Genomic DNA, 15957 nt, shown 5'->3' with positions numbered 1-15957 from the left:
ATAAGTCCATTAGTTCCGGCAATGTCCGCAGGGGTGCTGCTGGATAAGTAAGAAAGCAGGGAAGGAGAGTCAGAGGTTTTGGCAAGATAAAAAAAAGGCCCCGAAAAAACAAGGGGGCCCAGGGTCTTAGGGTATTCGCTTAGCAAACATCTAATTGCCAATAGCGGGATCGCTGACTTACCGGCCATACCCGCTGGAGAGGATCTGGCGACACACTGGTACCGCTAAATCTGAAGTCATTCTATGTGACCTGTCATACCTGTCAACTATATCTTTTAGTATTTTTTGAGGGGGTTGTATCTCTGTTCGTTAACTAAATACATGGACCGAATTTCGGGCTGGTTTTGCAGCATTGAACAGCATAATTTATAGGGGCGATCCTGTTGGGCAGGATAATTTCGCGCCTGGCTTCGGGGGATGGAGTTGGGGCTTTTGAAATTGACCTGGTCGTCAAGGATTGCAGTTGTTGGGGAGAATAAATATGAGCGAACTACATGTGCTAACCACCGGGGAAGCGGCTCGGTATTGTGGGGTCAACTTCCGAACGGTGATTCGCTGGATTGAGCGGGGGCAGCTCAAGGCTTACAAGCTTCCTGGGCGTGGCGACCATCGGATTTGTGTAGAGGACTTCGTGGGTTTCCTGCGGGATAACTCTATGCCAGTGCCGAATGACCTGGCGATACCCAGTCGCAAAGTTCTGTTGCTGACAACAGATCCGGAACTGACTTCTTCAGGCCTCCAGGCCTTGAAAAATATCGGCTGTGAAATTGAAGTGGCTGGTGACAGTTTCTCTGCGGGTGTTTTATTAGCTAATGCCAAGCCGGCGCTGTTGGTTGTCGATGCCGCATTGGTTGGTGACGGGGGCTTTCAGGTACTGGATTACTTGAGGTCGCGCAGCGAGTATAGCAGCCTACGTATCCTGGTTGTGGCTGCTGAGGAAGATCTGGATAAAGCCCGCTGGCTGGATGCGGGGGCCGATGCCCTTCTGGCACATCGTGAAGAACGCGGTGAACTGGCTGCTAAAGCCAGGTTGCTGCTAGAGGCTGATCACTAAGCCAAGTTTTCTGCCTGGATTTATTCCTGGCCATTCGCCCCGTTTGCACGGGAGTTTTAACAAAAAGCTCCCGTGCAAAGATTCAGATAGGTTTCGGAATCAGCATTGACTCCTCTTCTCCTTCCTGCCGATCACGGCCCTGTTCAGGGCAGTGGAAGCTAGCCGTAATTTCATCGCCGTTGAGGCTGTTTAGATGTATATCAAAACCCCAGAGTCTGTGTAGATGCCTTAAAACTTCCGGAGTATCTTTGCCAAGTGGCCGGCGGCGATGCTGGGTGTGATTTAAGGTGAGTGAACGATCTCCCCGTGTATCTACAGAGTAAACCTGTATGTTGGGTTCTCGATTACCCAAGTTGTACTGGCCGGCGAGATTCTCCCGAAGTTGTCGATAACCACTTTCGTCATGGATTGCACTGACAACAATTTCATTTTCCTGATCGTTGTCGCTGACACAAAAGAGTTTCATATCGCGCATCACTTTTGGTGAGAGAAACTGTAGGATAAAACTCTCATCCTTGAAGTCACGCATGGCAAATTGGAGTGTTTCTCGCCAATTGCTCCCAGCGATATCTGGGAACCAGCGGCGATCTTCATCAGTCGGTTCTTCACAGATACGCCTGAGATCACTGAATATACTGAAGCCCAAGGTGTATGGATTGATGCCATTGTAATAAGGACTGTCAAAACTGGGCTGATAGATCACGTTCGTATGACTTTGTAAGAACTCCATCATAAAGCCTTCAGTCACTCGTCCTCGTCGGTAGAGTTCTGTTAGCAGTGTGTAGTGCCAAAAAGTGGCCCAACCCTCGTTCATGACTTGAGTTTGGCGCTGTGGATAAAAATACTGTGCGAGCTTGCGCACGATACGTACTAATTCTCTTTGCCAACCTTCAAGTAAGGGGGCATTTTTTTCGATAAAGTAAAGGAGGTTCTCCTGGGGTTCCTCCGGAAAACGTTTCTCATTGGTTTCCTCGGTGCCTTCTCCAAGTTTTGGGATCGTTCGCCATAGATCGTTGAGTTGACGTTGCCGATATTCTTCACGCTCCTGTTGCTGGCGCTCTTCTTCAATAGCTGAGATGGGGTAAGGGCGTTTATAGCGATCCACGCCGTAGTTCATTAAGGCATGGCAGGAGTCGAGAATGGCCTCGACTTCATCAAGCCCGTGGCGTTCTTCACAGCGGGAAATATAATTTTTGGCAAAGATTAGGTAGTCGATAATACTACTGGCATCCGTCCAGGAGCGGAAAAGGTAATTGCCCTTGAAAAAAGAATTGTGTCCATAGGATGCATGAGCGATCACCAAGGCCTGCATTGTCATGGTGTTTTCCTCCATGAGGTAAGCGATGCAGGGGTTGGAGTTGATAACAATTTCGTAGGCGAGCCCCATTAAGCCGCGCTGATAATTATTCTCAACACTTATAAATTGCTTGCCAAACGACCAATGGTTGTAGCCCACTGGCATACCCACCGAAGAGTAGGCATCCATCATTTGTTCTGAACTGATAACCTCAATTTGATTCGGGTAGGTATCCAGGCCAAATTCGTCTGCCAACGCGCCAATGGCGAGGTCATATTCCTGGATCAGCTCAAATGTCCACTCTGAGGTGGTAGAGATAGGGTTTGCTGATTCTGGTTTTTGCGAGTCGCTGCCGCTGGCAAATGTATCTAGCATCGAGCGGTCACCTTCTGGCTGAACAGTTGACGGAACACAGGGTAAATGTCCTGCACATCCACAATTTGCTCCATGGCGAAGTGATTTGGGAATAGGGTACGCACACTTTCGTATTCTTCCCACAAGGCTTGGTGGTCTCTGGGGGTTATTTCCACGTAGGAGTAGTACTGTACATGGGGCATGATGTCGTCAATTAGGATACGATGGCAGGTGCTGGAGTCATCATTCCAGTTGTCGCCATCTGAAGCTTGGGCGCCGTAAATATTCCATTCACTCTCCGGGTATCGATCGCGCATAATCCGTCTCATTAACTTCAGAGCGCTGGATACGATGGTTCCCCCTGTCTCACGAGAGTAGAAAAATTCCTCTTCATCCACTTCCTTGGCGCTAGTGTGGTGGCGGATAAAAACGACTTCTGTGTATTCATAACTGCGTTGCAGGAATAGATAAAGCAGCAGGAAAAAGCGCTTAGCCATGTCTTTAGTGGCTTGATTCATCGAGCCGGATACGTCCATAAGGCAGAACATAACCGCACGCGAACGAGGTTTTGGTTGTTTGATTAATAGATTGTATTTCAGATCAAAATCATCCAAAAATGGCACCCGCCCAACACGGCGGCGCAACTCAGCGATTTCGCCTTTCAGAGCCTCTATCTTGCGCTGATCGCGCAGAGCAGTATCTTTTTGTTCCTCTAACTCTAGGGATTTCTCCAGTTCACGGATATTTCGTCTTTTACTACTAGTGAGTGCGATACGACGAGCGTGAGCTGCTCTTAAGGAGCGAATGACATTTAGCCGACCAGGGGTGCCTTCGTTACTGATTCCAGCGCGGACAACTTGAAAGGACTCGTTACCAGCGAGCCGCTGTTTAACCATGTTGGGTAGCTGTAGCCCTTCAAACATAAAGTCGAGAAATTCTTCCTGTGAAATTTGAAAGACAAAGTCATCCACTCCCTCGCCACTATCACTGGCTCCTCCGCCACTGCCATCACCACCTTTAGGTTGCTGGCGTGGGATACGATCCCCTGTGGTAAATTCTTTGTTGCCGGGTAAAACACGCTCGACATGCCCCCCTGAGCCATGTGAAAAAAGGGGTTCGCTGATATCTCGGGTAGGAATGCTGATACGTTCGCCCTTGTCCATGTCCATTATGGACCGGCTGTTCATAGCGTCACCTACGGCCTTCTTGATATGGGCTTTATAGCGCCTTAAAAAGCGTTGGCGATTTACAGTACTTTTCTTTTTTCCATTTAGGCGGCGGTCGATGATATAGCTCATAGTTCTGCCTTTAGTCTGAATAAAACCATCTGGCAAGGCCACCATACAATCTATTCAGAAATGCTTTTGTCCTCTATTAGGCCCCCTATAGGGGGCCTAATAGACGAAATTTTTCAGCTCTAGGAAAATAGGAATAGATACTTGAAAGTTTCTATCCGTCATTGCAATTAATCCAGCTACTGAGATTTACGTACTCGGAGATACCATTCTGATAACAGACGAACCTGTTTTTCTGTATAGCCGCGTTCTACCATGCGGGCAACAAAGTCTGCATGCTTACGCTTATCATCCGCAGAAGCTTTGGTATTAAAGGAAATAACTGGCAGGAGATCCTCGGTGTTTGAGAACATCTTTTTCTCAATAACAGCGCGCAATTTCTCATAGGATCGCCAATCTGGATTTTTCCCCTGATTGTTGGCGCGAGCACGTAAAACAAAGTTGACAATTTCATTGCGAAAGTCTTTTGGATTAGAGATGCCTGCAGGTTTTTCTGTTTTCTCTAATTCTTCATTTAGTGCGCCACGGTCTAGGATTTCCCCAGTCTCTGGATCTCGATATTCCTGATCCTGGATCCAGAAGTCCGCATAAGTAACGTATCTATCAAATAAATTTTGTCCATACTCGGCATACGACTCGAGATATGCGGTTTGGATTTCCTTGCCAATAAATTCTACATATCTTGGGGCGAGATATTCCTTGATGAATCCAAGATAGTTTTCTTGTATTTCTGGAGGGAATTGTTCTTGTTCTATTTGTTGTTCCAGGACATAGAGTAAATGCACTGGATTGGCTGCTACTTCTGTAGCATCAAAATTAAAAACTTTGGAGAGTATTTTGAAGGCAAAGCGAGTGGACAGCCCATTCATTCCTTCATCGACGCCGGCATTATCTCGATACTCTTGTATAGTTTTGGCTTTGGGATCTGTGTCTTTCAGATTTTCTCCATCATAAATGCGCATTTTCGAGTAGAGGCTTGAATTTTCCGGGTTTTTAATGCGTGAGAGCACCGAAAATTGAGCCAGCATACGTAAGGTGTCAGGCGCACATGGAGCTTTTGAAAGGGAGCTATTTTCCAGTAACTTCTGATAGATTCTGATTTCTTCCTGAACTCGAACACAGTAGGGGACTTTGACAATATAAATTCTGTCAAGGAAGGCCTCGTTGTTGCGATTATTTCGGAAAGACTGCCATTCAGACTCATTAGAATGTGCCAGAATGGTCCCATTAAATGGTATAGACCCGAGTCCTTCGGTGCTATTGTAGTTGCCCTCTTGGGTTGCGGTAAGTAGGGGGTGAAGCACCTTGATCGGGGCCTTAAACATCTCAACAAATTCCATCAGCCCTTGGTTGGCACGACAGAGACTGCCTGAAAAGCTGTAGGCATCTGGATCATTCTGAGGAAAATCCTCTAGTTTTCTGATATCAATTTTGCCAACCAGGGAGGAGATGTCCTGATTGTTCTCGTCGCCAGGTTCAGTTTTGGAGATGGCAACTTGATCAAGAATCGATGGGCGGATCTTAACTACCCGAAACTTACTGATATCACCTTTGAATTCATGAAGGCGCTTAACAGCCCAAGGGGACATGATAGTATTTACATAGCGTCTAGCAATACCGTAGTCTTCTTCAAGGATACGCCCATCCTCATTGGGGGAGAACAAACTCAAAGGAGATTCAAAAACCGGAGACCCTTTGATTGCGTAGATCGGCACCTGCTCCATAAGTGCTTTAAGACGTTCTGCCAGTGAGGATTTACCGCCCCCAACAGGCCCTAATAAATAGAGTATTTGTTTTTTCTCTTCCAGCCCTTGAGCGGCATGTCGGAAGAAGGAGACGATTTGCTCAATTGCCTCTTCCATACCATAGAACTCGCCGAAAGCCTTATAGCGTTTGATGACTTTATTACAGAAAATACGTGATAAGCGAGGATCGCGAGAGGTATCTATCAGCTCTGCCTCTCCAATGGCCATCAGCATTCTCTCAGCGGGTGACGCATAGGCACTGCGGTCTGTCTTACAGAGTTCCAGGTATTCTTGAATACTGAGCTCTTCATCCTGGATTGACTCGTATCGTTCCAGGTAGTGATTAAAAATTGTCATGGAATTTACCTCCCTGTAGCCTGGTGGGCAGAGTCCAGCGTCCTGCTTATCATTTTGAATCAGAGCACTGACTAGTTGTTTCTGTGGCTTCCGCAAAGTGTTTGATTGGCGGTTATCCAGTCATTACCTTGTTTGAGTGTTGCCCGGCATAAAGCGCTATTCATTATCGCCGTTGCTAACCTTGTCCTTCCCCGTATTCGATGAAACGGTTCCGGCTTTTCCAGCATAGCTTTTTGGTTCACTACGGCACTGGATTGTCATTCAGAGAGGTTGAATTTAATGGCAGTTTTGGTCTTTACTTACGACCCAGAAGAAGTAAGTGGATTAATAAGGAACTGAAATGACGATTTTAGTGACTGGCGGCGCTGGTTATATTGGTAGTCACACCTGTGTTGAGATGCTTTTGGCTGGGTTACAGCCAGTAGTGGTGGATAACCTCTCCAATAGCAGTCGTGAGGCCTTAAACAGGGTAAATTTGATCACAGGTGAGGATATACCTTTTTTTGATCTGGATATTGCTGATAAGCCTAGGCTTCGCCAAGTATTTACTGATCACAAGATAAAGGCAGTAATTCATTTTGCAGGCCTTAAAGCAGTGGGTGAATCCGTGGCTCAACCTTTGCGCTATTACCAAAATAATGTGGCTGGTACCTTGGCACTTATGGAGGTGATGGAGGAGTTTGACACTAAACAAATTATCTTCAGTTCCTCAGCCACGGTCTATGGAGATCCAGAAACGGTACCTATACATGAAAGCTTTCCCACTGGCGCTACAAACCCATATGGTGCTAGTAAGCTGATGGTAGAGAATATAATGAGGGATATTTGCTCAGCGCCAGGTAACGGTTGGAAGGTAAGTCTTTTAAGGTACTTTAATCCAATTGGTGCACATAAGAGTGGTTTAATTGGTGAAGATCCTCGCGGTATACCTAATAATTTACTGCCTTATGTTGCCCAGGTCGCTGTTGGTCGGCGCCCATTCCTACAGGTTTTTGGGGATGACTACACTACGGTAGATGGTACTGGTGTCAGAGATTATATCCACGTGGTGGACTTGGCTCGAGGTCATCTTGCAGCGTTAAATATGTTGTGTAAACCCTCAACCCCCGTAGGTTGCTATACCCATAATCTTGGTACAGGCAAGGGAAATTCAGTATTAGAGGTAGTAAGGGCTTTTGAGGCGGCTAGCGGGAAGTCTATACCCTATAAAATTGTACCCCGTCGAGCGGGAGATATTGCTGAATGTTATGCAGATCCAACCCTGGCGGAGAGTGAGCTTGGCTGGAAGGCTGAGCATGGCCTGGAACGGATGGTAGAGGATACCTGGCGTTGGCAGTCTCAAAACCCAAATGGTTATGAAGCTTAAGTAACTATCTTCTCTGATTGTAATGCTATGTAGTGGGAGGGAGTCCACTACTTACTGCCAATTCTCTAAGAACTCTGGAACTATTAACTCCACAAGGAGTCACTACTCTTTGTTATTTAGGATAGCTTATTCTTTATGGAGTGAAGAAGTTTTGAATCAATTGGTTGTTGATGCTCTATATGTTCATCGAGGAATAAACAGTGTTATTGAAAATCTGTCCTTCTCTGCCTCTGCCAGAATAATAAAAATATTGGGAAAGAATGGCTCGGGAAAGACGAGTCTTTTGCTCGGGATATCAGGTCTAATTCCTATATCCTCAGGTACTATTAATTTACTTGGGGAAATAAAAAGGTCAATCCGAAGAGAAAGGTGTGGAGTGTTTTCTGATGCGATCACCCTTCCAAGTTATTTATCTGTTGAGGAAGTCCTATCTGTTTGCCATATACAAAAAACTGACTATTTAAAAGAATTTAAAGAAGAGTTTTTGTGCGATATTCATTCTTGTGCAAAAGTTTCCGATTTATCGGAAGGGCAGCGAAGAAAAGTGGCTATAGTTTGTGCCTTATTTAAAGAAAATGGAGTTCTTTTATTGGATGAGCCTTTCAATGCGTTGGATGAGAACTCTAGCAGAGCTTTGAGCGAGTACTTATCAGGTTATTCTGGAATGCTTATTTACGCGAGTCATAATTCCGTTTCTTTTTCAGAAAAAGAAACGGAGGTAATGTTGTGAGCGTGCCTTTGAATAACTTTTTGTTTGCAGGGGTTGCTTTTAGGCTGAGAATTTGGGTTGAGGCAAATCAATGGATTTTAATTGGGCTGGCCTCAATAATAACCCCTGTATTGATGATGATTCATCTTCCTGTAAGCTTGCTCTTGACAGGAGAGGGTGGAGATATAAGGACTTCTCTCTCTATTCTTCTAGTGGCGCATATTGTTTTTGCGGTTTGTGGAATTCTATTGTCTCCTGAACCTGCGGAGTTAAAATGGTATTTGAGCTGCTTTCACCCTCTAGATTTGATTAAATCTCTATGTATAGTTCAGCTTAAATGCAATCCACTTTTTTGGTCGTTATGGTTGCTTCCGCTCTTAGTGTTGGTGTACTTGGGGGAGCCATTTAGTATCTTAGGGTACCTGACTTGGTTTTTCTTATTCTGTACCATCCAATTGCTTTCTTTTTTGTCTTTAATGGGGCTCAAATATAGACAAATTCTGTTTTCACAATCAAGGGCAGTTTTATTAAAAAAATCGCGTATAGTCATCAGATTGCTAATCGCGTTTGCAATTACTATTTACTGTTATGTGTTTGCGGCTAATGAGGTTTTGATTGCCTTGCGTATTTTATTGGTAGGTTGCTCTTCAATAATTTTTACCTACGCAATAAATTCCATTTTGGAGGATGAAGCTGAAGTCAATTTCTGGATGATGATGAAATCTCGTGGAAAGGGTGAAATTGTTATTCAGGAGTACTTCAAAGGTATCCTAATATCCATACCTGGGATTATGGCAGTTCTCTTTATAAGTGGGCTGGAGTCAGCGGCACATTTTTTGATTTATATGCTTGCTATAACGGGGTTCCCTTTACTTTCACTTTATAAGTGGGGGCGAGTTATTTTAGCTCCTTTATTAGCTGTCTCCGGGGTGATATTGTTGAGCGTATAAACCCTCAAGTCAGGTATACAGCTCTAAGGACAAAACTAAATTTCTAGTAGCCTTCATTGACCCCTGAGATTTTTTATAGTTTTGTGGAGGCTCAGAGGCTGCAGTCTGTACAAAAAAACTCTTCGTCTCCCAGGCGCATAGCTGTTAGATATCCCCCCCATACACAGCCGGTATCCAAAGCATAGATATTTTCGGTATCGGCTCTACCTTCAAGGGCGGCCCAGTGGCCAAAAATTATTTTGTCATTTTTGGTCTTTCTATTAGAAAAACTAAACCAGGGCTTGTAATCACCATGGGATGCCTGAGGCCCACGCTTGGTAACAAGGTCGAGGGTGCCATCCTCCTTGCAGAGGCGCATACGCGTGAAATAATTGGTAATTGAGCGAAGTCGCTCAATACCGATTAGGTGATCATCCCAGCAGTGGGGTTCATTACCATACATGCCGTAAAAAAAGGCCTTTGCCATGGCTTCATTCGAGAGAGCATGCTCTACCTCGCGAGATAGCTTTTGGGCTTTGGTAATACTCCAGATAGGGGGGATACCGGCGTGGACCATAGTGTATCCCTTTTTATGTACTAGTAAGGGAAGGGTCTGTAGCCAGCTTAACAGACGATCTGAATCTTTTGCCCTTAGAATCTTTGCGAGATCTTGCTCTTTCTCTGCAAGATGCTTGGCCCCATGTGCCAAGGCCAAGAGATGCAGATCGTGATTGCCGAGAACAGCGGTAACTTGATAACGGTGTTCATAGAGAAAGCGTAAAGTCCCCAGACTGTCTTCGCCACGGTGCACTAAATCTCCGGCGATCCATAGTTTGTCACTGTCAAAACTAAAATGGATTTTCTTTAATAGGCGCTTTAAAGATTCGAAACAACCCTGAATATCGCCAATAGCATAGGTAGCCAAACTCTTATCTCCCGAAGCTTAGCTTGCTCAGTGTTGTCCAAGTTTTGTGCAGTAATTTGATAGCTGTACAAACTCTTGCACACTCAGAGTTTCTGGGCGACGGCTGGCATCCACTGGCAGTTGATCTGGATCGAGGTCTGGGAACAGGGGCTTTAGTGCATTGCGCAGTGTTTTACGGCGTTGCTGAAAAGCGACATTGACGATTCTTTCCAATAGTTTTTCATCTTCAGCAATATAGGGGATCTTGCTATGGGGTATTAGACGGACAATAGCAGACTCCACTTTAGGGGCTGGCCTGAAGGACTGAGGTGGTACTGGAAATAGCCCTTGAACACGGCAGTAATACTGTACCATTACTGTGAGACGGCCATAGGACTTGGTACCAGGGCTGGCTCCGAGGCGATCGACTACCTCCTTTTGCAGCATAAAGTGCATGTCCTGCACTTTGCTTTTGAAACTGAGCAAATGAAATAAAAGAGGCGTGGAAATATTGTAGGGGAGATTGCCAACAATACGCAGAGGGCTCTCACCGGCAAATTCTCCAAAATCGAATTTCAATGCGTCTCGCTCAATAATCTTGAAATCAGGGTAGTCCCTGAATTTAAATTCCAACAGAGGAATCAGGTCCCGGTCCAGTTCCACGGCTGTGAGTGAGGGACAACGTTGTATTAGCAATTCGGTAATAGCCCCTTGTCCAGGGCCTATTTCGACCAATTTATCGGTTTCTTTAGGGGCTATTGAACGAACTATACGCTCGATGATATTCCCATCGACCAAAAAGTTCTGGCCAAAACGCTTGCGTGCCTTATGTAGGAAAAAATTGTCCATTAATTAATCTGCAATTCAAATAGTGGTATTAGGCAAACAGGATGTTATATCACCTGCTGTTTCCGAAGTTGTGCCAGTTCTATTGCCTGAGTGAGGGCAGCTTCGAGACTGCCACAACTGGCTTTGCCAGTGCCCGCCAAGTCCAGGGCGGTGCCATGATCGACCGAGGTGCGAATATAAGGTAAACCCAGGGTGATATTAACCGCCTTGCCGAAGCCATGAAATTTTAACACTGGCAGGCCCTGATCGTGATACATAGCAAGTACTGCATCGAAATGCTCTAACTGGGGCGGGGTAAACAGTGTGTCTGCTGGTAGTGGCCCGGTCAGATGAAGGCCACGTTGACGCAGCCTTTCCAGTGCTGGCTGAATCACTTCGATTTCTTCCCGGCCCAAGTGGCCCCCCTCTCCAGCATGAGGGTTCAATCCACAAACCCCAATGTGAGGTGAATGGATACGGAACTGATCGCGCAGACCACTGTGTAGAATCTCCGTGATGAGCTCCAGACGTTCGCCGGTTATTGCTGTACTCACATCTTTAAGTGGAAGATGTGTAGTGACAAGGGCTACTCGAAGCTCCTGCGCAGCCAGCATCATGACTACTTGTGCTACGCCTGCTCGCTCCGCAAAAAACTCGGTATGGCCACTGAAGGGAAATCCAGCTTCATTGATTACCCCCTTATGTACCGGGCCCGTCACTAGCGCATCAAATTGACCATTTTGACATCCATCTGCGGCTATCTCCAATGTCCTCAATACATAGAGGGCGTTGGCGGTGTTTAGCTTTCCAGGTAGGGATGGCTGCTTTAAAGGACTTTCTAAAATATAGAGGCTACCTGGTGCTGTTTCCGATAGCGGGGTATCTTCAGAGAAAGATATAAGCTGAAGGGGAAGTTCTAGCTTTTTAGCAGCCCGTTCCAGCAGGCTTGGGTCCGCAATGGTAATCAGTTGTGCAGGGCTGCCATGCTGAGACAATTTTACACATATCTCTGGGCCAATACCGGCGGGTTCTCCAGGGGTCAGCGCGATTCTGGGTATCATAGAGGAGCCACACTTTATACGAATAAAAAACCGGGCGCTTTGGCCCGGTCTTCGAGGTCTTAAAAAGCGCTTTTATTGCGCTTCCTGTTCAGGGCCTTCTTGCTTTTCATCTTTTAATTTAATTTCTACATAAGCCTGGTCGCGGATTTCCCTGCGCCAATTTTGCAGTTCTTCTTCATAGCGGCGGTTGCGTAAGAGGTTGGCAGCCTGGTTGCGAATATATTGATCGGTCATATCTTGTTTGCGTCGCCCCTCGACCATCAGGATATGCCAGCCGAATTGGCTGCGAAATGGCAGGCTGATTTCGCCGATGCCGGTGGTGTTCATGGCCTGGGTAAATTCAGGCACAAATTGTCCTGGCATAGACCAGCCGAGATCACCGCCGGACAGCATGGAGCCAATATCTTCGGAATTCTCGCGAGCGAGCTCGGTAAAGTTATCGCTAGCCATCGCCTCTTCTCGCATGGCTACCAGCTTGTTGTAGGCTTCATCATCCGTGAGGATGGCTGAGGGTTTGAGCAGGATATGGCGAACTTTAGTCTGCTCCACTAATTGCTCGCTGGCACCTTTTTGTGCATGAATCTTGAGCAGGTGGAAGCCGGCATCACTGCGGAATGGTTCGGTGATATCACCTACCTTGAGGCCGCTTAACGCATCAGCAAATAGGGTGGGGAGTTCCACTGTTTTGCGCCAACCCAGGTCGCCACCGGCGAGGGCATTCTGCCCAGCAGAGTTGGCGATCGCCAGGCGACGAAAGTCAGTGCCGCCGCGCACCTGCTGAACCAGCTCCTCGGCTTTCTCGCGAGCCTGGGTAACTTCGCTGGCTGGAGCACTGGAGCTGATGGGGATCAAGATATGTCCCAGCTCATACTGAGGGGACTTCCAGAACTCGCCCTCTTTAGAGCGAAGGAAATTGTCGATGTCTTGGTCGGTGATCTGGATTCGGCGGTTGACGCTGCCTTGTTCTACCCGGCGGATCATCAGTTCCTGACGGATCTGCTGGCGAAAGCTTTTCATGGTCATGCCATCGGAACGCAGGCGCTGACGAAATTCTTCCGGACTGACACTCGCATTTTGTTGAACGCGAGCGATGGCTTGATCAAGCTCGGATTCAGATATTGTAACGCCCGCCCGGGAGGCCATCTGTAGCTGTAATCGTTCGATAATCAGTTGTTCCAGTACCTGACGACGCAAAACATCCACAGGCGGTGCCTGGACCTGTTGGGCTTGAATTTGGCTGGCGATGGTATTCATGCGCTGGGCAAGTTCACTGGCCATAACCACATCTTCATCAACAACGGCGACTACCCTGTCCAGGGTTTGTACTTGCGCTGTGACCGTGCCGGCGATCAGGGCGTAAGCAGCCAGAACGGATGACAAGCCTAATTTCGGCATCAATTTCTGCATTATTTTCATCACGGTTTCAGCTTTTCTCTCTGATCAAAATTGGCAATTCCTTGGCTTAGCATTTGAGTGACCGTTGCGCCAAATCCTGCTAGACCCTTCAGTTGTATTTCGAGGTAGATACCTTCATCGTATTGGAGGTCTTCAGCTCTAACAACACCGGCTAGGTCATTGTCCAGGGTTCGGCGCCATAAAAGGCGCGCACGATAGCAGCAGTCGTCATATTCGATACCTGCCAGGTATTCCAGTTCCCGGTTCAATGACAAATCGTAAGCTGCGCCAGCCATTATAGAAGTGTGCGTGTTGATAGGCAGTACAGTGGAGCTGTTCAGCTGGCGCGTAGGGCCGACCTGCTCCACACCGTCCTTATTGATAAATGTGACATTGTCACGCTTATAGTAGTAACTGAGGTTAAAAATACGCGCTTCATCATCAAAGTAGCGCAAGCTGAAGTTGCCGCGGTTGACATTGTGCTCTGTGTCATCGTAGACCAGCTCACTGCCAATTCGTAGGGATTGAATTGGGCGGCTTTCCAGTCTGGCGGCAAGCTCAGAGCGAGGAGTTTCTTCGATAAGCTCGCGCAGACCAATCTGGGTATCGCTGGAGTAGAAAACCTGGCCGACACTTGCAGACAGCAAGTCACGGCCACTAATAGGCTCAATAAAGCGGGTGGTTAGCCCTAGAGCAACCCTACTTGCATCGTCAATACGATCATTGCCGGTAAAACGGCTATGGCGAAATAGCTGATCGTAGCTGAAGGTGAATAGCGAGGTGTCATAGAGTAAGTTATTACTTTGGGGGTCGATGGGGCCTATATCGTTTATGTCATCCCCAGTAATATCGAAGAAACCTTCCTGGTTGGCGTTACTACTGAGTAGTCCGTATAGGCGTGGCTCCAGAGTCTGGATATATTCGCGATTAAAGGCAAAGCCATCACGTTCGAAGTAGAGGCCGGTGTCCAGGGTAAGCTGGGCGGCGGAAGCGCTTGGCGTGTCGTTGGCACCTTCTGGCAAGAAGGTGTCGCTGACCTGATAACCCAGATAGCGACCTGCCAAACCCGGCTTAAAGTAGCCCCACAGCCATTCTTTATCCCAAAAAAGCTCATAGTCCAGGCGCAGGCGGTCTGCGGTGATAAAGTCTCTTGTTAGCTCAGTGACACTGTCGGGGTCATCAATATCTCTAATAAACCTGATCGTCTGAGTGTCCTGGTGCCGCCATACAGTGGCTTCATTTTGCAAGGCTAGTTGCCAGTCACCCCAGCGGTAATTGCCATCCACATCTAGCCGAGGCAGCTGGGCGAAAGTATCGAAACGATCATTTTCCAATACTTGGTAATCCTGGGCACGAAGGCTGATTGCCCAGTTTTCAAAAGTGAGTCTACCCTGGGCTTTTTGGCTAACCTGGGTTTCCGCGTTGATATCAAGGTTGGCGGTACTTAAATCGCGAAAATAGTCGGGATCGCTCACCTTGGTGTAGTCGATGTCGGTACGCCAGATACTGCCGCTATAACCACCCTGTTGTTCCAGGTTCACTAACCAGCGATCGTCCCCTTTGTAAGGTAGAACCAGATCCTCAGGGAAGCCCCGGTCAATCAATTCCTGGGCGAGATCACTATTGCCGCCCTTATCATTGGGGAGGTCGGCTAGGCGTATTTCGGTGTTGAACACAGGGCTTAGGTGGCGGAATTCTACTTCCAGACCAGTGCCGCGATACTGGATGTAGCGTGGAGTGATGGTCGCATCCATCTCTGGGGCGATGTTCCAGTAATACGGAACAGATAAGTCCCAGCCATTCTTATCGCTGTTGCTTAGAGAAGGAAAAAGGAAGCCCGACATGCGCGCATCGCCCACCGGGAAGCGAAAATAAGGGAAGTAGAGTACGGGAACATCCAGTATCTCCAGGCGTACATCCCTTGCGGTTCCCTGGCTCTCCACTTGATCGATATTGATTTCTCCGCCACTCAAGCGCCAGAAAGCCCGGCCCGGCTCACAGCGGGTATAGGTGCCATCGGTAAGGGTCAATTCACCACTGGTCTGACGTGCGACTTGGGCGGCGTCACCATGAATAAATTCGTCGTGGACAACATATGTTGCGTCCTCAATGGAGGCCGCTTCGGTATCGGTGTGAACCTCTGCCGAGTCCCCTCGAACGAGTAAATTGGGTTCGCGCAGTTCGATAGCGCCACTTAGGAAAGCGGTGTTGGTCTGGCGGTTGAGGGTCACTTCATCGGCAAATAATTGGCGATAGCCTTGGGTGATATGGACGTTGCCAATTAATTCGGCAGATCCGTCATCGAGGATGCGAGACTGCTCGGCTGTGGCACGTAGTGGCGCGTCTTCAGGGGGCAAGTTGGCATCGGGGTAATCCCTAGGCGGTTCGATAAAGGCTCCGGAGCAAATCGCCGGTACTCTGGCGCTTTCCTCAGGGGTCAATTCAGAACGTGGTAACCAGTCTAAGTACAGGTAGGGGTTGTATTCGGGATCTACGGCGGTTTGGTCCGCATGAGTCCATATAGGGTGCGCGGCCAACAAACCGAGGGCTAGAGAGTGGGCTCGTGGATTCTGAGCTATTGCTAGAGCGAGGCGACGCCACCGGGAGACTTCAAGCATCAATCGATAGGTTCCGGCTATTCTTTGGTGTTTCTTGTATCGGCA

12 protein-coding genes are annotated in these 15957 nt (G+C 47.6%); 4 read left to right on the top strand and 8 right to left on the bottom strand.

All coding sequences use genetic code 11. The features are described 5' to 3' along the window. The first annotated feature begins 481 nt into the window (after window positions 1–481). Window positions 482–1054, top strand: a complete 573-nt coding sequence (locus tag ACJJIV_RS08910; RefSeq protein WP_252084349.1) for a helix-turn-helix domain-containing protein — start codon at window positions 482–484, stop codon at window positions 1052–1054. An 82-nt stretch (window positions 1055–1136) separates the two neighbouring features. On the opposite strand, the gene ACJJIV_RS08905 is transcribed toward ACJJIV_RS08910, so the two are convergent. The 3 genes from ACJJIV_RS08905 to ACJJIV_RS08895 form a co-directional block, all read right to left on the bottom strand. Further along, window positions 1137–2726, bottom strand: coding sequence for a SpoVR family protein (locus ACJJIV_RS08905; protein ID WP_252084350.1), 1590 nt, complete (start codon window positions 2724–2726; stop codon window positions 1137–1139). Beyond that, on the bottom strand, window positions 2720–4003 hold the full coding sequence (locus ACJJIV_RS08900) for a YeaH/YhbH family protein (RefSeq protein WP_444891453.1): 1284 nt from the start codon (window positions 4001–4003) through the stop codon (window positions 2720–2722). Before ACJJIV_RS08900 ends, ACJJIV_RS08905 begins: the two co-directional genes overlap by 7 nt. Window positions 4004–4179: 176 nt before the next feature. Continuing rightward, the gene (locus ACJJIV_RS08895; protein WP_252084352.1) at window positions 4180–6102 is read right to left on the bottom strand and encodes a PrkA family serine protein kinase; all 1923 of its coding nucleotides are present in this window, start codon (window positions 6100–6102) and stop codon (window positions 4180–4182) included. A gap of 340 nt (window positions 6103–6442) precedes the next feature. Here ACJJIV_RS08895 and galE point away from each other — a divergent pair, with 340 nt between their 5' ends. The 3 genes from galE to ACJJIV_RS08880 all read left to right on the top strand — a co-directional run bounded on the left by galE (window position 6443) and on the right by ACJJIV_RS08880 (window position 9127). Then, a complete protein-coding gene (galE, locus tag ACJJIV_RS08890) occupies window positions 6443–7468 on the top strand; it encodes a UDP-glucose 4-epimerase GalE (RefSeq protein WP_444891452.1) in 1026 nt (341 codons plus the stop codon). Between the two features lie 151 nt (window positions 7469–7619). Next, complete coding sequence (locus tag ACJJIV_RS08885; RefSeq protein ID WP_444891451.1) at window positions 7620–8198, top strand: ABC transporter ATP-binding protein; 579 nt, start codon at window positions 7620–7622, stop codon at window positions 8196–8198. Continuing rightward, window positions 8195–9127, top strand: a complete 933-nt coding sequence (locus ACJJIV_RS08880) for a hypothetical protein (protein ID WP_444891450.1) — start codon at window positions 8195–8197, stop codon at window positions 9125–9127. Before ACJJIV_RS08885 ends, ACJJIV_RS08880 begins: the two co-directional genes overlap by 4 nt. Before the next feature lie 91 nt (window positions 9128–9218). Here the strand turns inward: ACJJIV_RS08880 and ACJJIV_RS08875 are convergent, their stop codons facing one another. From ACJJIV_RS08875 to ACJJIV_RS08855, 5 genes are all read right to left on the bottom strand, one after another. Further along, window positions 9219–10031, bottom strand: coding sequence for a symmetrical bis(5'-nucleosyl)-tetraphosphatase (locus ACJJIV_RS08875; protein ID WP_444891449.1), 813 nt, complete (start codon window positions 10029–10031; stop codon window positions 9219–9221). 27 nt (window positions 10032–10058) lie between these two features. Beyond that, the gene (gene rsmA / locus ACJJIV_RS08870) at window positions 10059–10859 is read right to left on the bottom strand and encodes a 16S rRNA (adenine(1518)-N(6)/adenine(1519)-N(6))-dimethyltransferase RsmA (RefSeq protein WP_444891448.1); all 801 of its coding nucleotides are present in this window, start codon (window positions 10857–10859) and stop codon (window positions 10059–10061) included. 44 nt (window positions 10860–10903) lie between these two features. Continuing rightward, on the bottom strand, window positions 10904–11899 hold the full coding sequence (gene pdxA, locus ACJJIV_RS08865) for a 4-hydroxythreonine-4-phosphate dehydrogenase PdxA (RefSeq protein ID WP_444891447.1): 996 nt from the start codon (window positions 11897–11899) through the stop codon (window positions 10904–10906). A gap of 72 nt (window positions 11900–11971) precedes the next feature. After that, window positions 11972–13294 carry a peptidylprolyl isomerase gene (locus tag ACJJIV_RS08860; protein WP_444891446.1) on the bottom strand — a complete coding sequence of 441 codons (1323 nt, stop codon included), beginning with the start codon at window positions 13292–13294 and terminating at the stop codon, window positions 11972–11974. Window positions 13295–13314: 20 nt separating this feature from the next. Beyond that, window positions 13315–15912, bottom strand: a complete 2598-nt coding sequence (locus tag ACJJIV_RS08855) for an LPS-assembly protein LptD (RefSeq protein WP_444891445.1) — start codon at window positions 15910–15912, stop codon at window positions 13315–13317. Window positions 15913–15957 lie beyond the last annotated feature (45 nt).

The sequence above is a fragment of the Microbulbifer mixtoriginis (SeqCode) genome (genome assembly GCF_052466765.1).
This window is presented reverse-complemented; position numbering and strand designations above follow the sequence as displayed.

Bases quoted from the DNA above. Each gene is read 5' to 3' on its own strand.
- galE (WP_444891452.1), top strand. From the start codon at position 6,443: ATGACGATTTTAGTGACTGGCGGCGCTGGTTATATTGGTAGTCACACC.
- ACJJIV_RS08910 (WP_252084349.1), top strand. From the start codon at position 482: ATGAGCGAACTACATGTGCTAACCACCGGGGAAGCGGCTCGGTATTGT.
- ACJJIV_RS08855 (WP_444891445.1), bottom strand. From the start codon at position 15,912: ATGCTTGAAGTCTCCCGGTGGCGTCGCCTCGCTCTAGCAATAGCTCAG.
- rsmA (WP_444891448.1), bottom strand. From the start codon at position 10,859: ATGGACAATTTTTTCCTACATAAGGCACGCAAGCGTTTTGGCCAGAAC.
- pdxA (WP_444891447.1), bottom strand. From the start codon at position 11,899: ATGATACCCAGAATCGCGCTGACCCCTGGAGAACCCGCCGGTATTGGC.
- ACJJIV_RS08900 (WP_444891453.1), bottom strand. From the start codon at position 4,003: ATGAGCTATATCATCGACCGCCGCCTAAATGGAAAAAAGAAAAGTACT.
- ACJJIV_RS08905 (WP_252084350.1), bottom strand. From the start codon at position 2,726: ATGCTAGATACATTTGCCAGCGGCAGCGACTCGCAAAAACCAGAATCA.
- ACJJIV_RS08860 (WP_444891446.1), bottom strand. From the start codon at position 13,294: ATGCCGAAATTAGGCTTGTCATCCGTTCTGGCTGCTTACGCCCTGATC.
- ACJJIV_RS08895 (WP_252084352.1), bottom strand. From the start codon at position 6,102: ATGACAATTTTTAATCACTACCTGGAACGATACGAGTCAATCCAGGAT.